The organism is Paenibacillus sp. HW567 (assembly GCF_000374185.1).
Classification (GTDB): domain Bacteria; phylum Bacillota; class Bacilli; order Paenibacillales; family Paenibacillaceae; genus Paenibacillus_AQ.
In genome coordinates, this window is record NZ_KB910518.1 from 1,968,477 (window position 1) to 1,984,674 (window position 16,198).

Genomic DNA, 16,198 nt, shown 5'->3' on the forward strand with positions numbered 1-16,198 from the left:
TGTAAGTCTTTTACCTTGCGGATTAGCTAATGAAGCTATTAACTTTAAGAAAATTTTCCATGCCATTTTCCTGCATTAATTGGACACCCACGCTTTGCATGATCACAATCGCCTCTACGAGCTGTTTGCCTCTTTCCGTCAAATAATATTCCACTTTTAGCGGGTAGCCTTCATATGTAGTTTTGCCAATGATTTTATGCTCGGCAAGCTCCTTCAAATGTTCAAGCAGCATCTTCTGATTAATGTCTTCAATTTCATTTTCGAGTTGAGCAAGAGAAGCATTATGTTTGTCAAGCTGCCATAAAATAATCGGCTTCCATTTCCCGCGAATAATATCGTGTGTAAGCTCCAGTGGACAGGTATATGAATCTCTTATTTTCACGCGTTTCTTCCTTTCACAAGGTCACTACATTCGATCAACCTGATTATAGTATAGTTTATGAGGCATAAAAAAGGAGAAGCAGCTCTTATATATAAGGCTGTTTCTCCTTTATTTAGATCTACCCGGCAAACCTCGACAGCTCCCGGTTGAATTTCTCGCGTTCGTCATAGAATAATCCGTGGCCGCTGTTCTCGAATGGCACAAGCACAGAATTCCTTATTCCTTGATGCTGCGCCACGGCCAAAGGGTACAAACAAACCTGATCATGAATGCCATGAAGAATCAATGTAGGCACCTGCACTTTTGCAAGATCATGAAATAATTCTTCGGTGAGCCAAGCTCTGGAGACAGCTATTGTAGACCAGCTTGCCGCCTGCAGACCTAGTTGGAAGAACCAATCCGAGAAGGGCTGTGAAACCTTTTGATAGAAAAATTGTTCTCCGAAGTCGCGGAGCATCTTGGGCCGGTCTTGATAGGTCGTCTGAATGATCTGAACTACGGCTTCTTTGGTGATGCCATAAGGGAAGCCTGGCCGCTGAATCAGGCTGGGAGCTGCCGAGGCAAAAAGCGCAAGCTTAGAAACCCCATACCCGTTGTGGCGGGCCATATACCGAATCACTACAGCTCCTCCGGTGGAGTGCCCCGCGAGTGTGATATCCCCCAGTCCCAGAGCTCCGATAACACACCGGATATCATCAGCCAGCCGATTGTAGTCGTATCCATGCAGAGGTTTATCTGAATTTCCGAATCCCCGCATGTCCATTCCGATACAACGAAACCCCATAGGCACCAGATCATTGTACTGGTATTCGAACATCTTATGGTTCGCGGGCCAGCCATGAATGAACAAAATCGTCTTTGTGCCCAGCAGATTGATATCATTTACATACACATTCACATTCGGTTCAACCTGAATCCAACGCTCCATTAGGCTTCCCTCACTTATCCCTTGAATAATCTATAGGGATATATTATTCAGTTGACAGGGTTAAGTGCCTAGAAAGCTGAATGTTGGAATTATAGCGCATTAATAAAAAGTCAATCGCTGCCAAACTTAAGCAAGAGGGCGTCATAATCACTGTTAGATAGATACGAACCGGCAACGACATAGCCGCCGTCACTGGTAGTTGCGACGCTTCTGCCAATTTCGCCGGTATCGCCAAAGCTATAGGTGTTGGACCATAGTGCATTCCCGGAGCCGTCAATTTTCAGCATCAACAGGTCTTCCTTGTATACTGCCGGAGTAATAAACCCTGTCACAATAAAGTTGCCATCCAATGCAAGCTTGATGTCGTTGGCAAAATCGCCATTGGTCGAATGGAATTGTTTGCTCCAGCTTTGAGCGCCGGACGTACCGACTTTGGTTATATAGACGTTGTATAGTTGACTGTTATTGGGTAGATCAACATTATTAATAGCCCCGGCTGCCACGTAACCGCTTGATGTCGCAGCAACGCCGTTCAGCATTGCATAGCGGTCCAGTGTAGATTCAAAAACGGTGCTGCCGCTTCCATTGACCTTAACCATTAAGCCATACATCCGTTGAGCCGTTCCTGGATTAATAACTTCGGAAAGCGTCTTATATCCGACCGCTACATATCCGCCATCCGGTGTTGCAGTCACCCCGTAAAAACGATCCTCAAGGTTATCCTTGCCGTAAGTCCGGGTCCATTGAACATTCCCGCTCGCATCTACCTTTAGCAAATAAGCGTCGTTGGAGTTGCTGCTGCTTTCTTTGGTTCCGGCGATGATATATCCGCCGTCAGCACCACGCTCCATAGCCTGGGCTTCTTCCTTGCCTGGCCCTCCATAGGTTTTCGACCACTCCATCGTACCGCTTGCATTCGTCTTGATCAGAATGACATCTGAAGAACCGCTTGCATTGCTTGTTCCGGCAATCATATATCCGCCATCGCTGGCTACCCGTACTTCAGCGCCGGATTCGGCTCCTGTTCCTCCATAAGCGTATGCCCATTGAATAGTCTGAGAGGCGTTTGTCTTGACAAACAGGATATCTTCATTTCCATTTACGGCAGTTGAGCCGACGAACACGTAGCCTCCATCGCTTGTTTGCACGACGGAGTAACCGAAATCGCGCGCCGAGAAATTGTAATTGCTGGCTGCTTGCAGCACAGGAGGCAGCAGGCTTGCCGCTTGTTTTGATGGTGCAGCCTTTTGGCTTGCATCTCCCAAACTGCTATTGTCCAGCAAATCAATAACTTTTAAATCCACCTGTGTAGTAATTTCTTGACTCTCGGCATGAGGAAGGATGTTACTGGCTGGAAGCTGGGCTTCCATCTGGGCTTCCTGTGCAAATACCAACTGTGACGAAAACAACAGAGAGACGGCCAGTGAAGAAAGAATGGGAATTGACTTTCGCATAACAAAGCACCTCCAGTTATTTTTGATTTTAAGGAAATTATTCCCAAAATCTATTCTATTCCTTTTCTCTCGAATAATCTACCATTTCATTAATATATCTAGAATTATTTGTTATATATTAGAGCATTGTGTAATCCAAACGTTTCTGTAGAAAAAAAAACCACCTCGAAATTTCGAAGTGGGAGCTTGCTGTGCTATATTTCTTCATCTTGAACTTCCCGATCCGGCAATTGCGTCACATAGCTGTCTGACAACTGGAGGAGCTTCAGCGCACGGTTGAATTCATCCTCTGTGGATTGAAGCGGCTTATTGCCATTGCCGGATAAGGTGTAGTGCTGGCCGTCTTCGAACCCGCTGCCTGACAAGAATAATTCTTCGTTATTGACGAATGATCCCGTTGGCAAATAATAGCGCTGCGGGAGCAGGTTATAGGATGATTGATTCAATAGATCCTGTCCAAAATGAATATGATCGTCAAGCGATACACCTAATAAATTGGAGACCGTTGGCAAAATATCCACCTGTCCGCCTAATTGATCTTTTACACTTGGTATTGTAACGCCCGGAGCTGTAATGATTAACGGAATATTGATGAGATCGCGTTCCGTATATTCATGCTCCAGAATTTCCTCCAGCAGAACCTTATCCTCGTCCTGGAGTGAGAAAATTGGAAGGCCCCGGTGGTCGCCATATAGAACGATTAAGCTGTTATCCCATACACCGTTCTGCTTAAGCTCGCCGATAAATTGCCCAAGCGCGTAATCCGCGTAATTCTGGGCACGAATATAATCTCCAACGAGTGTTCCTTCGAATCGCTCCGGCAGAGCCATCTTGTATTTATTCTCGGGAATCGAGAACGGATTATGTGACGACATGGAGATCACGTGGGAATAGAAGGGCTGGCTGCTCTGGTCCATTCTCGCCAATTCTTCGGAGGTCTTCTTATACAGCACTTCATCGGAAGCGCCATAGAAGACGGTATCCTCTTCACCGAACCACGACTTGTCATAATACCGGTCAAATCCGAGTGCCTTGTACAATTCTCCGCGGTTCCAGAAATCTACATCATTCGTATGAAAGGTTGCGGTGTCATAGCCCTCTGCCTGCAGCAGCTTGGGTAAGCTCGGAAGCTCTTTGGGCGCATACATCTCCGTAGCTGCACCATCCGGCGGAACATAGAAGGAGGTGTTCACGATAAATTCCGCGTCGGACGTGTTGCCCTGTCCCACCTGCTGGTAGAAACGCGGGAAGTAGAGGCTGCTAGAGGCCAGTTTATTCATATTCGGTGTGATCTCTTGACCATCTATGGATAGATGGATGAGGAAATTCTGAAATGACTCCATCTGAAGGATGATCAGGTTCTTACCCTTGGCGGCTCCGAACAGGGCCGGATTAGTCTGAGGCTTAATGCCTTTTGTCTGATCAATGGCGGATTGGGTAATCTGCGAGAGGTCAATTTGCTCTTCTTCATCATCGGCAAGCAGGTTATAGGCTTCATAATTAAGAATGCCCATTTGCTCAGCTTGGACGTTTTCATTCATGCTGGCGGAGTTCGGGAAAATATTCATCATGCAGATCGCGAAGGAAATACAGAACAAGGCAGCGACCACCTTGCGGTTGCTGCGGCGCGACATGGATTTCTTCCAGGCGAGCGCCTTCTTCCGTCGAAGCATCACCCAGCTAATGATAATAATGTCCAAAAAAATCAGCATATATTGAGGGTGTATGACCGCAAAGATACTTTTCTTGACCGCTCCCACTTGTTTGGCTTGACCAATCACCTGGGAAGTCGCAATAATTCCAAAATGATTATGATACACAATCAAGGAGAAGAACAAAACCGTAATTAACAGATTGACGAACATATAGATGGCAATCTTCCGCTTCGTGGCAAACCATTCGATCAGGCAGAAGATTAAGAGCACAAACGGAATTTCCTTGAACCAGGTTGTCCACGTTGGCCCGTCTTCGAACAGGTAATACCAGGCAAAGTAGCTTTTAGCGAGCATAATGAGAGAAAAAAACAAAATAGACCGTTTGCTGAGTGTGCGTGGTGCCTTCAACCGCATTGCTTATGCGCATCCTTTTCCTATTAATTAGTTCATTCTATTACATAAAAGTATTCAAAATCAACTAGATTTGTGCATAGGCAAAAGACAAAAAAAGGAGTTTTTTGTAACAGTTTAATTTCCGGTATAGATTATAATGTGGCTGTAGGAGGGATGAGAAAATGTTCAAACGCAGCTTTTCCAGAATCGTCTGTATTGCAGCTATTTCATTGGTTGCAGCAGGGGTGCTGGTCTCAGAACCAAGCGATGGCAGCGGCTCGGCAATCCAGCCGGGCACGGTCTATACACGTAACTCCGCAGGGGAGGAAGTGATCGCCTACAATGCGGGCCATACCTATGCGCTCGATAAGGATGGCCGGGTTACTATTTCGTACAGCAACGGCAAGAGGAAGGTACAGGCGCCTCTCACCCTATACGCAAGTGGTCATGAAGAGTCAGGACTAACCGCTCAGGGAACAGGATTCTTCATCTCCACGGACAAAACAGCGATTGTCTATGGCGGTGCGAGGGGATTGCCGGTTCAGGTATTGATCTCCAATAATCAAGGGAAATCGTGGAACACCTATCCCGTGACAAAAGAGCTTACAGGCACCACCAAAAACATTGGTTTTCTCACCAAAAATGATGGCTGGATGATGCTCAGCAAGTTTTATGGAATGGGCAGAGAAGATCATGAAATCTACAAGACCAAGGATGGCGGCAAAACCTGGAGCGAAGTGAAGGGTAATGCCAATGAGGTGTACGCCAGAGTGCTGACCGGAGCGGGTTTTGCTAATGACAAAATCGGGTTTATGGGCTTCCGCTATGAGACCGAATTCCAACCGGCCATTTCCTGGACGCAGGACGGAGGCAAAACCTGGGCCAAGCTTCATGTGAAGCTGCCGGATAACCTCATGAACTATAGCTTGACGCCGCTGTCTCCCGTGTTCAATGGCGCAAAAGGGCAATTTCCCGTTCAATTGAGCAAGGACGGCGCAAGCAATGTTGTCGGAACCGCATATTTAACCAGCAGCGACTATGGGAAGACGTGGAAGTATCAGAAGGTAGTGACCTATAAGGAGAATTGAAGCATGTTCAAGATTATGATTGTGGAGGATGATCCTAAAATAGCGGATCTTCTGCTGTCAGGAATTCAAAAGTACGGTTATGAAGTGGTAAAAGTCAAGGATTTCCATCAGGTGCTGCAGGAATTCGAACAGGTGAAGCCGCAATTGGTCCTGCTGGACATAAATCTGCCGAGCTATGACGGGTATTACTGGTGCCGGCAAATCCGCAGCGTCTCCACCTGCCCCGTCCTGTTCATTTCTGCCCGCGAAGGGGAAATGGATCAGATTATGGCGCTTGAGAATGGAGGCGATGACTACATCACCAAGCCGTTCCATTCGGGGGTTGTGCTGGCCAAGATTCATAGCCATCTCCGCCGTGCTTATGGGGAATATGCCGCGAGGCGCGAGGAACCGGTAATGGAACACGAAGGGCTTATTCTGTATCCCGAAAGACTGGAACTGCAGCTTGGGCAATCCACGGTGACTCTGACCAAAAAAGAAGCGGATATTATAGAGAGCCTTATGGAGCGCTACCCCAGAGTAGCCAGCAGAGAAGCTCTGCTGGAGAAGCTGTGGGACCCGCAGGCCTTTGTAGATGAAAATACTCTCAACGTGAATATTACCCGGGTCCGAAAAAAGCTCCAGGAGCTTGGCATTGAGGAAGCTGTGCTTACGGTTAGGGGTTCGGGCTACCGGTTAAATGTCACTTGGCAAGAGAATCGCCGATGAAGCTGTTTATCCGGGAGCATCTACTGCTGATTGCAGTTCAAATGGTTCAATTTGGCGCTATGATAACCCTCTACTGGCTTGACGGCTACCGTCATCTTTCAATTGCGCTCTATTCGGTTTGTATTGGTTTTTTCTTTCTGAGCTGTTATTTGGTCTATCAGTACCTGACCAGGCGCCGTTACTATCTGCGGCTCAGCAAGCCGCTGGAAACGCTGGATGAATCCTTTCAGAAGATTGAGAATACACCTGTGTCCAAGGCGCTTGAAGGGCTGCTGCATTCCCACTACCGCCATTCCATGCAGCAGCTTACAGCAGTGAAAAAACAACAAGAGCAGCATCTAACCTTTATTGATCAATGGGTTCATCAGATGAAAACTCCGCTGTCGGTCATTGAGCTTACGGTCCAGAATATAGACGAGCCTGAGTTTGCAAGCATCCGCGAGGAGCTGGAGTCCATGCGCAGCGGTCTGTATACGGTGCTGTATATGGCGAGGCTGCGGGCGTTTGAAAAAGATTTTATTATCAAGCCGGTCATTCTCCCTAAGCTCATTAACGAGGTAGTCCATGACCACAAACGGCAATTCATCCGCAACCGGATCTTTCCCGAGGTAGAGGCAGTTGTTCCCGGAATCTCGGCCCAGACCGATGAAAAATGGCTGTTCTTCATGCTGTCGCAAATTATTAATAATGCCATTAAATATTCAGCGGCCAAGCCGTCCGAGGAGAAAAAGATTACTGTCTCCTGTTATGTACGGGGCAGGGAGGCCGTTATTGAGGTTGAAGATCAGGGGATCGGAATTCAGGCATCTGATCTCAAGCGGGTATTCGACCCTTTTTTCACCGGTGCAAACGGGAGGGGACTGCGTGAGTCTACAGGCATGGGACTCTATTTGGCGAAGGAGTCTGCCGACCGCCTGGGGCACCGGATTGAGCTGGAATCTGAGATTGGCAGCGGTACAGTGGTGCGCATTATTCTTGCAGCCATTCTTTAGCTTACATGCGTGTAATAAAAGTGAAACCTAAATCAATAGTTAATAACCACTGCTCTCCGGTATATTAATCACAGATGAAATGCTTTTGTCAAAGAGAGGAGAGTACGGCAAGATGCTGGAGATAAGACAGGTTAGTAAAATATATGAAGGGAATGTGGCCTATCGGGCTTTGACGGACATTGATTTAACCATTGAAGCAGGAGAGTTTGTGGGGGTCATGGGGCCTTCCGGGAGCGGCAAAACAACATTGTTGAATATGATTGCTACCGTCGATGGTCCAACTACCGGAAAGATTGTGATTGACGGTAAAGACTTGGGTACGCTGAGCAACAATGAATTGGCAGTCTTCCGCCGCCGTGAGCTGGGGTTTGTCTTTCAGGACTTTAATCTGCTTAACACCTTGACTGTAGAGGAGAATATTGTGCTGCCGCTGACGCTGGACGGAACGAAGGTCAGTGAGATGAAGCAAAAGGCACAGACGATAGCAGAGAGGCTTGGAATTGCTGCGATTATGAAAAAACGTTCCTATGAAATCTCCGGGGGGCAGGCCCAACGGACGGCTATCGCCAGAGCTATGATACATTCACCTAAGCTGCTGCTTGCGGATGAACCGACCGGCAATCTGGATTCCAAGGCGGCAAGGGATGTGATGGATCTGCTGGACTCGATCAACCGGGAGCAGCAGACCACCATGATGCTTGTAACACATGACGCAGTGGCCGCCAGCTACTGCCATCGCGTAGTCTTTATTAAGGACGGCAGATTCTATACGGAGATTCACCGCGGTGACAACCGCCAAAGCTTTTTTCAGAAAATTATTGATACATTATCGCTGCTGGGGGGATATAGCAATGACGTTCCGTCAGTTCGCATTCCGTAATGTATCCCGGAATAAACGTCTATATACCGCCTATTTCCTCAGCAGTATGTTTACGGTGATGGTGTTTTTCACCTTTTCCATCTTTGCCTACCATCCGGTGCTGAGCGAGAACAGCATTCATTCCAGTGCGTCTACTGCTCTTTCGGTTTCCAAATGGCTGATCTATGTATTTTCCTTCTTTTTTGTGCTGTATTCGATGAGCGCATTTCTGCAGTCGCGGAAGAAGGAGTTCGGCCTGATGATGATGCAGGGCATGACTACACGGCAGCTTCGGCTGATGATTTTTATGGAGAATATGATGATCGGGCTTGCTGCCACGCTCAGCGGTATTGGTCTGGGCGTTATTTTCGCGAAGGGGATTCTGCTTGCAGGAGAGAATATGCTGTCGCTAAATGAGCAATTGAAATTTTATTTCCCTTTCAAGGCGATCTGCCTTACGCTGACTGCGTTCCTGCTGCTGTTCGTCCTGATCTCAATGTTTATTTCGGTGGTGCTGCGCAGCGGAAAGCTGATTACTCTCATCCGTGCAGACCGCCAGCCCAAACGGGAGCCGAAAGCGTCACCCTTGTTGTCTTTGTTAGTTGTACTGCTGCTGGGGACCAGCTACTTCCTGTCACTGCGGGCAAGCGGAATGGAAGTGGTGGTACTGCTGGCGCCTGTTGTTATTATGGTGACTATCGGTACGTATTTGCTGTTCACACAGCTCAGCGTGTACCTGATCCGCAAGCTGAAGGGGAAAGAACATTTTTTCTGGCATAAAACGAATATGCTGCTGTTATCCGATCTTACCTACCGGATGAAGGACAATGCACGGTCTTTTTTCCTGGTTGCCATTATCTCAACCGTCTCCTTCAGCGCCATTGGCGCATTGTACGGATTTCAATCTATGCTGAACGGATCACTTACGAAGGACAATCCATATCTGTTCACTTACCTGGCAAAGGATGGTGATAGCAAGGAACCGGTGCATACACAGCTTATCGACCAGCGCCTAAGCGAATCCGGGATTACGGCTAACAAAATGGAGCTGAAGCTTAACTATTACAAAGCTGCGGAAGGCGGCCAAACCCTTGTCCTTGTGAAGCAATCGGAATTCAACCATCTGGCGGAGCTGCTTGGAACTGAAACTGTTCAGCTTAAGGGCGACAACGCAGCAGCCGTTGATTTCGGACTGTCGCGGATGGGTGAGAAGATGCTGAACCAGCCTGTTCAACTGGAGTCAGGGATCGTAATCGAAGCGGACAAGGCGGTTGTATCGCCCGCAGTACGAGGCCTCAGCGGTTATTGGGTTGTCTCAGATGAGCTGCTGGCGCGGCTCGCCCAGCCGGTCCAGGAGAGCCATTATTATGCCTGGCATGGTTCAATTGGACAGCAAGGAGCAATTGCCACAGGCGCGAAGCTGACCAATATACTTCCAAATAGCGAAAACTATGAATTTTATGCACTGGAATATCAGACCTCCCGGATTAATGAAAGCTTTGGTCCTCTGATGTTCATCGGCTTTTTTATCGGAATCGTATTTTTTGTCTCCGCAGGCAGCTTTCTCTATTTCAGGCTCTACAGTGATCTGGATGAGGATAAGCAAAAGTTCAAGGCAATTTCCAAGCTGGGACTGAGCGAAAAGGAGCTGGGCAAAATATTGAACCGCCAGATCATCCTGCTCTTCTTCGCCCCTATCGTTGTTGCACTTGTGCATGGGGCCATTGCCCTGACCACACTCTCCCACATGTTCCAGTATTCACTGTTCAGAGAATCTCTGCTTGTACTTGGTTTGTTCTTCGTTATTCAGGTGGTCTACTTCTTCATAGTACGAATGTTCTACACCAGACAGATCAAATCGGCACTGGCCGGATAAAATTCATTGAAGCGATTTACAGAGGAACGGTAACCAGCTTATTGAATTGGCGGTCGTTTTTTTGCGATATTAAATTTTTTTCCAGGAGGGGAAGTACGGATAGAGACAGGAACCTGCCGTTGACCGAAACTGTGTATTACATTCTGTTGGCTGTGGTTGAGCCGGCTCACTAACAAAATAACGAACTTAAGAGTATTCTTATGTGTACTTAAGAACAAAAGGAGGCCTATATAATATGAAGTCTCAACCCTCTAACCGTATTAAAATCCCGCCAGGATTCTGGACAGGAGTACGTCAATTGGGGATTGATGCTCATGATGTAGCCCGCAAAGCGCGGTTACCGCTCACGGTCATTACTGATTCGGTAGTGACCACTGCCCAATATTTCGCGATCTGGCAGGCTTATTCGGATCTCATGGGTGACACTGCCCAAGGGATCATTAAGCTTGCGACCGTCTTTGAAACAGCGCAGTATCCACCGTCTGTTTTGGCGACTTATCATGCACGCGACTACCGTGACGCTCTACACCGGATGGCCCGGTACAAACAGCTATGTCCCCCCGAAAGCTTGCGTATCACCGAGAAGGGCGAGCAATGCACAATCGAATTGAAATGGCTGGATACCGGGCAACCCGGTCCGGCGATGCTGGCTGGTATTACACTGGCATTTCTTCTCGAGCTAGGGCGCCGGGGCACAGGTCATCATATGGTAGCGCAGTTCGTCGAATTTTCGCAGCCAATGGGCGATGTACAGATCCTTGAAGCTTACTTTGGCTGCAGTATTCGGACTGGTGCCGAATGCAATCGGTTGACGCTGCAGCGAAGTGACATGGACCGTCTTTTTATCTCATACAATGAAGAACTGCTGGAGATCCTGACTCCTGCTTTGGACCGATCACTGGGTGAGCAACAGCGCAGCCGCTCAATTACCGAAATGATTAAATGGATCATGAAACGCAGCCTTACAGGAGGGCGTCCCGAGATTCAGGCTGTTGCGAAGGAAATGGGTATGAGTGATCGTACCTTGCAGCGCAGGCTTACTGACGAGAACACAAGCTTCCAGCATCTGTTAACCCAAGCTAGACATGAGCAGGCACTGGAGTACTTGGCAGACCCCTCGCTTGATATTAAAGAAGTAGCTTTCTTGATTGGATATGAAGATCAGAGCTCTTTCTACCGTGCTTTCCGCCTTTGGGAGGGGAATACTCCTGCAAATTGGCGTACTGAACATTTAGGAGCAAGCTAGAAATTCCGGGTTTTACTGAGCTTTTATCATTTGGCGTGTTCTACAATAACTTTGGCGTAAAGCGCTAGTTACTGAACGATCCAGAACAGGTACTATAATCCCTATCCGAGCATAATTACAAAGGAGAACTGTATATGGATATGGGATTAAGCAACAAAACAGCTTTGGTTACTGGATCAACGAAGGGTATAGGGAAAGCAATCGCCATTGAACTTGCCAAGGAAGGTGTTAATGTACTCATAAATGGACGGCATCATGAAGAAGTGGAACGAGTTGTAAAAGAAATTAAGTTGGATTTCCCGGGTACCTCTCCTCAAAATGCAACAGCCGATATTGTGGATATAACGCAAAGAGAAGCGTTATTTGAAAAATACCCCGATGTAGATATTTTAGTTAACAATATGGGGATCTATGAAATTATGCAATATGAGGACGTTGACGATGAAGTCTGGGAACAATACTTTCGCACTAATGTTCTTGCTGCAAATGGATTATCTAAGTTTTATTTACCTGGAATGTTGAACAATGATTATGGCCGGATTATCTTTATTGCCAGTGAAGAAGCCGTTATGCCTTCAGGACAAATGCCTCAGTATGCAGTGACAAAATCAATGCTGCTATCGCTGTCTAAAAGCTTGTCCAAATTGACAACAGGAACAGAAGTTACAATCAATACGATCTTGCCAGGACCGACACTCTCTGAAAATGTACAGCACATCATTGAGGGGATTTACGCTAATGACGATATATCGTTTTCCGAAAAAGAGAAAAAATTTATGACTACTAATCTGCCTCAATCTGAAATACAGCGGTTTATCAGGCCTTTTGAAATTGGAAGACTAGCTGCATTTGTATGCAGTCCTTATGCATCCGCCTTTAAAGGTTCTCCGATCCGTATGGATGGGGGAATGGTACCGACTATTTTTTAAAAGTGTTGAATGGGCCTTTAGCCTCAGGCACACCTACAATTACTCCCTATATTTATTAGGGCTTCTTTGAAAATTTGCTCTAACTTTTCAGTAGTTTCGCCTTGATACTGAATCTTAGTTGTATCTTTCAAAGGTACTTTTCCATAATAAACACCTTTGACAAAGTAAATATTAGAATCCGTTAAACTCTTATCCAAGAAAAGTAAGTACTCTTCATTTTCATTCATAAGTTGGTATCCTTCAATTCCATAAACGAAAGTACCTTCTTGTGTTTTGTTCATTGCTCCGTTTTCCTGAACTATAATTTCTGAACCGACTTCAATATTTTTATTGTCAGATTTAAATACTTTATTCACCTTTATAGCGGATTGAGTTCCATAGCTTAGTACTTCCCCTTTAGGGTTCTTATTAAGAATTGTTTCTACAACATGATCTTTGGTCCCCTTAATAATTAATTCTGCAGATGTATCTAACTCATTAAAATCTGCATAACTAATGACTTTTGCTGATGAATTGATGTATTGTACGCTGTCTTCGGCTTTGTTATTTGAAAGAGCCATGAAAGAAACAACTAACAGAGCTACAGCACTAATAGATAGGATATTATACTGTCTTTTCATAAGTGGACTACCTCCTTTAATTTTATAATGTCAGAAGATGTATCGTTAAGCGAACGTGCAGGATAGTTTAATTAACTTCGCGAATACCTCCAATATAGAAATTTCGTGAAGCTGGGGGTAATGTTGTGGGAATGGATTTTACGGCCTATTTTGGCCATAGTTTTACTGAAAATGATATTCACAAACTGTGTCATGCACTGAGTTCTGAAAAGTTGGTCTATATAGATCAATTTATTAAGCATTTATATCCCTATAATCCAAAAAATATAGGTAAACCATGGCAGGTTGTGCCGGATTCAATTGGAGGAACAATTGAGTTAAATGGTCCATGCGGCATAAACCTTACTTTCTCCGAAAAGGTTTGTTACTTCCATCACTACATTAGGTGGGATAATTTTCTATTAGATGATGACAATCAACTCTATCTTAGGAAGGTTTCGTTTGATCTAGCCAATTATTTGTCAGCCTCATTCGCAATTTACGTACCAGATAGTGGGGCAAGAGAATCAGGAATCTTAGATTTTATATGGGATGATAGAAATGAAGACATACAATTTATAAGGGACTGGCTCCTGCAAAGATGTGGCGAACCAAAGGAAAGAATAAAGGATATTTATCAGGAGTATGACGACTACTGTGCCTCAGAAGGATACTACATAGATTTTTTTCAGGATATTAAGCATATTGGAGGTTGACTTAAGAAGCCCCCTGAGAGGATAGGGAACTAATGGATTGGTCGAAGCAAAGAGTATTGATCAGAAGTTTTATAACTCCAGAACTAAAGCGCAGAATTGATATACATGAGACAAGGTACCATAAGGCTCATGATGGATTTGGAGAAGTTTGGATAACACTTGATGGAAAGAAAATTTTTGGAGGTGGATATTATCACTGGCATGTGAGCTCTTTGCCAGAAGATGCAGCATTACAAAATGGATATCATGAAGATTTTTATAAAATTAATATAGAAACAGAACAAATCGAAAGAATTATGAAACTTGGACTTCATGAGACGTCACATATTACTAAAAATCTAAGAAATTATCTCAATTCACCATTTAACGAGATAATGAAATCTAATAATCCTATTTATAAGGCATTCGGTATCATTGATAGAAGACTTGGCAGGAAAAGCTTTCAACGAATAATTTTGTCCGAAAATGAGCACCCACTAGTAAAAATATTTTATGAATTACGTAAAGAACAATTTGAAAGCTAGTTCGACAGGGGAGTGGAAAACGAATGGATCACCCTAATCTGCCAAGAGATAAGCATGATAATAAAAGTGTTGAAATACTGTCTCGCTCAGAAGGGTCAGTGGTTATTCCTTTATTACCAGAACTCTTAACATGGGTGCAGGACATGAATTGGCCTATAGCCATAGAAGTTGTTGAGATATTACTCAAATATAGGATTGAAACGATTCCGCACGTCAAAATGATTCTTTCTCAAAATGACACTGGCTGGATAAATAACATCCTTAGGTATTTAATCAGCGAATGGGATACGGAGTTTGTCTCAAGATTGTCTGCAAGTTTACAGGAACTGGCGCAAACTATGGATAACTATGAAGATACGGATTTGCTGTCCATTGAAATTTTAAACACTCACCGTCTGATTGAGACAAATGAAGCAGTAGCACTTTTAGTAAGAAAACAGAGTGAAACAAAAGGTTATCTCGAAAACTTTACAGCAGAACAAAAAGTCATATTTTTGGAGTTGGAAAATGAACGGCTAGATATTCTAAACACAGAAGGTAAGCGAATCGTTAATTACGTAAAGGAAAATAGTGAGTCCTTGAATCAAAAATACCAGTACGAAAATTTGCTTCGCCGTCAGCAAGAAATTGAGGTGAGGATAAAGAATCTGTAACGTAATAACATGTATTACATTATTAATTTATCTCTGGTATAGTGGAATCAGAAAATGCGTACAATGCAAAGAGAGCCGTGCTGTTACACGACTCTCCGGTGCAATAGCCGCTTTTAAGGGCGGCGGCTTTATACAGGCACTACCCAGAGAAATAGGTCGCGATCCTGGTCAAAGGGCGGCCTATTTCTTTTTGAGGTAATTTAGCCAGAGCAATAATGAACATGCCGAACATGAACATCAGTGACAACGCTTGGATATGTCTTCCAGAAATTCGATATGAAACAGCCATAAGAGATGATAACATAGTTGCGCCCCACAAAACATCCAGTATTCTCGTAGAAAAATTTATCGGTTCCTTGTGTTTCATGCGAATATCGCATAAATATCAATATGAAGTCTCCCGTGCATTAAACTGGAATAAAACAGTGATAAACGGGAGGTTATATGAGAAGTATTTTAGAGGATTTTTACTATGGGAAGGTACAGCCTGATGAATCTACTAATCCTAATGATCCAAAGGCCCGGCAAATGAATCGGGAAGTCAGTGACCTCATGTTAAAGTATCAAAAGAATTTGCCGCAAGCAGAATTTGAACAGCTTGAGAAACTGCTTGATCTGGTAGGCGAATTGAACTCAATGCACGCGGCAGCGGCGTTTATAAATGGGTATCGAACAGGTGCATTAATGATGATTGAAGTATTCAGTGAGGAGAAGGAAACTGGCCCTAAGTAGCTTTTAGATAAAAGCATTCTGGAGGGATCGCTGATGGTATCTGTAATACACAAGTAAAACCAAGCCAGAGCGCGGAGTGATTCGCTAGGGCTTGGTTTTTTTGTTAAATGCAAATTATTCATCTACTAAAAGCATGGAAAAATCCGATTAATATGTATATGTAATCAAATAAATCGAAAGGATGTTTTATATTAAAAAATACATAAAAGTTGTTATTTCCATTTGTGCAACCTAAATATCGGGATTCATGGTCCCCTCTGCATTTCTAGGGTACATTTTCAATGTTGGAGGGGGATATATTCCAGGAGATAAAGAAGCTATGAGAATGTACATGTGGATTCTTATCGTAAGCTTGTTGATGTTTATTCTATCAATAGTTTGGTCTAAAAAATATATGTATTGTATTGTGTCGTTTTTATCTGCTTCACTTTTTTGGATATTTTATATTTCAGTCTAAAATCAAG

The 16,198-nt window shown here is 44.7% G+C and carries 17 protein-coding genes; 11 read left to right on the forward strand and 6 right to left on the reverse strand.

The genetic code is table 11. The features are described 5' to 3' along the window. Positions 1-22: 22 nt before the first annotated feature. The 4 genes from B212_RS0108785 to B212_RS0108800 all read right to left on the reverse strand — a co-directional run bounded on the left by B212_RS0108785 (position 23) and on the right by B212_RS0108800 (position 4,833). Entirely contained in the window at positions 23-382 is a 360-nt protein-coding gene (locus B212_RS0108785) for a winged helix-turn-helix transcriptional regulator (protein ID WP_019910234.1), read from the reverse strand. Between the two features lie 118 nt (positions 383-500). Next, on the reverse strand, positions 501-1,310 hold the full coding sequence (locus B212_RS0108790; RefSeq protein WP_019910235.1) for an alpha/beta fold hydrolase: 810 nt from the start codon (positions 1,308-1,310) through the stop codon (positions 501-503). Between the two features lie 110 nt (positions 1,311-1,420). Further along, the gene (locus B212_RS0108795) at positions 1,421-2,764 is read right to left on the reverse strand and encodes a hypothetical protein (RefSeq protein ID WP_019910237.1); all 1,344 of its coding nucleotides are present in this window, start codon (positions 2,762-2,764) and stop codon (positions 1,421-1,423) included. 194 nt (positions 2,765-2,958) lie between these two features. Further along, positions 2,959-4,833: an LTA synthase family protein gene (locus tag B212_RS0108800; protein WP_019910238.1), complete on the reverse strand. Its 1,875-nt coding sequence runs from the start codon at positions 4,831-4,833 to the stop codon at positions 2,959-2,961. Between the two features lie 161 nt (positions 4,834-4,994). On the opposite strand from B212_RS0108800, the gene B212_RS0108805 reads away from it, so the two are divergent. The 7 genes from B212_RS0108805 (at position 4,995) to B212_RS0108835 (ending at position 12,510) form a co-directional block, all read left to right on the forward strand. Then, a complete protein-coding gene (locus tag B212_RS0108805; protein WP_019910239.1) occupies positions 4,995-5,900 on the forward strand; it encodes a WD40/YVTN/BNR-like repeat-containing protein in 906 nt (301 codons plus the stop codon). A gap of 3 nt (positions 5,901-5,903) precedes the next feature. Next, complete coding sequence (locus B212_RS0108810; protein WP_019910240.1) at positions 5,904-6,608, forward strand: response regulator transcription factor; 705 nt, start codon at positions 5,904-5,906, stop codon at positions 6,606-6,608. Further along, complete coding sequence (locus B212_RS0108815) at positions 6,605-7,600, forward strand: sensor histidine kinase (RefSeq protein WP_019910241.1); 996 nt, start codon at positions 6,605-6,607, stop codon at positions 7,598-7,600. The genes B212_RS0108810 and B212_RS0108815 overlap by 4 nt, the downstream gene beginning before the upstream one ends. A gap of 112 nt (positions 7,601-7,712) precedes the next feature. After that, positions 7,713-8,480, forward strand: coding sequence for an ABC transporter ATP-binding protein (locus B212_RS0108820; RefSeq protein WP_019910242.1), 768 nt, complete (start codon positions 7,713-7,715; stop codon positions 8,478-8,480). Beyond that, the gene (locus B212_RS0108825) at positions 8,452-10,335 is read left to right on the forward strand and encodes an FtsX-like permease family protein (RefSeq protein ID WP_019910243.1); all 1,884 of its coding nucleotides are present in this window, start codon (positions 8,452-8,454) and stop codon (positions 10,333-10,335) included. Before B212_RS0108820 ends, B212_RS0108825 begins: the two co-directional genes overlap by 29 nt. A 235-nt stretch (positions 10,336-10,570) precedes the next feature. Continuing rightward, the gene (locus tag B212_RS0108830) at positions 10,571-11,581 is read left to right on the forward strand and encodes a helix-turn-helix domain-containing protein (protein WP_028530699.1); all 1,011 of its coding nucleotides are present in this window, start codon (positions 10,571-10,573) and stop codon (positions 11,579-11,581) included. A 134-nt stretch (positions 11,582-11,715) separates the two neighbouring features. Continuing rightward, on the forward strand, positions 11,716-12,510 hold the full coding sequence (locus tag B212_RS0108835) for an SDR family NAD(P)-dependent oxidoreductase (protein WP_019910245.1): 795 nt from the start codon (positions 11,716-11,718) through the stop codon (positions 12,508-12,510). Positions 12,511-12,533: 23 nt separating this feature from the next. On the opposite strand, the gene B212_RS0108840 is transcribed toward B212_RS0108835, so the two are convergent. Then, positions 12,534-13,130 (reverse strand): hypothetical protein, encoded by a 597-nt coding sequence (locus B212_RS0108840; protein ID WP_019910247.1) that lies wholly within the window; start codon positions 13,128-13,130, stop codon positions 12,534-12,536. A gap of 125 nt (positions 13,131-13,255) precedes the next feature. On the opposite strand from B212_RS0108840, the gene B212_RS0108845 reads away from it, so the two are divergent. The 3 genes from B212_RS0108845 to B212_RS33105 are packed head-to-tail and all read left to right on the forward strand — an operon-like array spanning position 13,256 to position 15,002. Beyond that, entirely contained in the window at positions 13,256-13,825 is a 570-nt protein-coding gene (locus B212_RS0108845) for a hypothetical protein (RefSeq protein ID WP_019910249.1), read from the forward strand. A gap of 32 nt (positions 13,826-13,857) precedes the next feature. Then, entirely contained in the window at positions 13,858-14,349 is a 492-nt protein-coding gene (locus B212_RS0108850; protein WP_019910251.1) for an SF0329 family protein, read from the forward strand. Positions 14,350-14,372: 23 nt separating this feature from the next. After that, positions 14,373-15,002, forward strand: a complete 630-nt coding sequence (locus tag B212_RS33105; RefSeq protein WP_019910252.1) for a DUF5071 domain-containing protein — start codon at positions 14,373-14,375, stop codon at positions 15,000-15,002. Positions 15,003-15,141: 139 nt separating this feature from the next. Here B212_RS33105 and B212_RS35910 read toward each other — a convergent pair whose 3' ends face one another. Further along, positions 15,142-15,369, reverse strand: a complete 228-nt coding sequence (locus tag B212_RS35910) for a putative holin-like toxin (RefSeq protein ID WP_442950100.1) — start codon at positions 15,367-15,369, stop codon at positions 15,142-15,144. 77 nt (positions 15,370-15,446) lie between these two features. On the opposite strand from B212_RS35910, the gene B212_RS0108860 reads away from it, so the two are divergent. After that, on the forward strand, positions 15,447-15,734 hold the full coding sequence (locus B212_RS0108860) for a DUF6809 family protein (protein WP_019910253.1): 288 nt from the start codon (positions 15,447-15,449) through the stop codon (positions 15,732-15,734). The last annotated feature ends 464 nt before the right edge of the window (positions 15,735-16,198 follow it).

What these genes read in the sequence shown, in the direction of transcription:
- B212_RS0108825 (WP_019910243.1), top strand. Translation starts at nt 8,452, where the DNA reads ATGACGTTCCGTCAGTTCGCATTCCGTAATGTATCCCGGAATAAACGT.
- B212_RS0108815 (WP_019910241.1), top strand. Translation starts at nt 6,605, where the DNA reads ATGAAGCTGTTTATCCGGGAGCATCTACTGCTGATTGCAGTTCAAATG.
- B212_RS35910 (WP_442950100.1), bottom strand. Translation starts at nt 15,369, where the DNA reads ATGAAACACAAGGAACCGATAAATTTTTCTACGAGAATACTGGATGTT.
- B212_RS0108805 (WP_019910239.1), top strand. Translation starts at nt 4,995, where the DNA reads ATGTTCAAACGCAGCTTTTCCAGAATCGTCTGTATTGCAGCTATTTCA.
- B212_RS0108850 (WP_019910251.1), top strand. Translation starts at nt 13,858, where the DNA reads ATGGATTGGTCGAAGCAAAGAGTATTGATCAGAAGTTTTATAACTCCA.
- B212_RS0108800 (WP_019910238.1), bottom strand. Translation starts at nt 4,833, where the DNA reads ATGCGGTTGAAGGCACCACGCACACTCAGCAAACGGTCTATTTTGTTT.
- B212_RS0108795 (WP_019910237.1), bottom strand. Translation starts at nt 2,764, where the DNA reads ATGCGAAAGTCAATTCCCATTCTTTCTTCACTGGCCGTCTCTCTGTTG.
- B212_RS0108810 (WP_019910240.1), top strand. Translation starts at nt 5,904, where the DNA reads ATGTTCAAGATTATGATTGTGGAGGATGATCCTAAAATAGCGGATCTT.
- B212_RS0108860 (WP_019910253.1), top strand. Translation starts at nt 15,447, where the DNA reads ATGAGAAGTATTTTAGAGGATTTTTACTATGGGAAGGTACAGCCTGAT.
- B212_RS0108835 (WP_019910245.1), top strand. Translation starts at nt 11,716, where the DNA reads ATGGATATGGGATTAAGCAACAAAACAGCTTTGGTTACTGGATCAACG.
- B212_RS0108840 (WP_019910247.1), bottom strand. Translation starts at nt 13,130, where the DNA reads ATGAAAAGACAGTATAATATCCTATCTATTAGTGCTGTAGCTCTGTTA.
- B212_RS0108830 (WP_028530699.1), top strand. Translation starts at nt 10,571, where the DNA reads ATGAAGTCTCAACCCTCTAACCGTATTAAAATCCCGCCAGGATTCTGG.
- B212_RS33105 (WP_019910252.1), top strand. Translation starts at nt 14,373, where the DNA reads ATGGATCACCCTAATCTGCCAAGAGATAAGCATGATAATAAAAGTGTT.
- B212_RS0108790 (WP_019910235.1), bottom strand. Translation starts at nt 1,310, where the DNA reads ATGGAGCGTTGGATTCAGGTTGAACCGAATGTGAATGTGTATGTAAAT.
- B212_RS0108820 (WP_019910242.1), top strand. Translation starts at nt 7,713, where the DNA reads ATGCTGGAGATAAGACAGGTTAGTAAAATATATGAAGGGAATGTGGCC.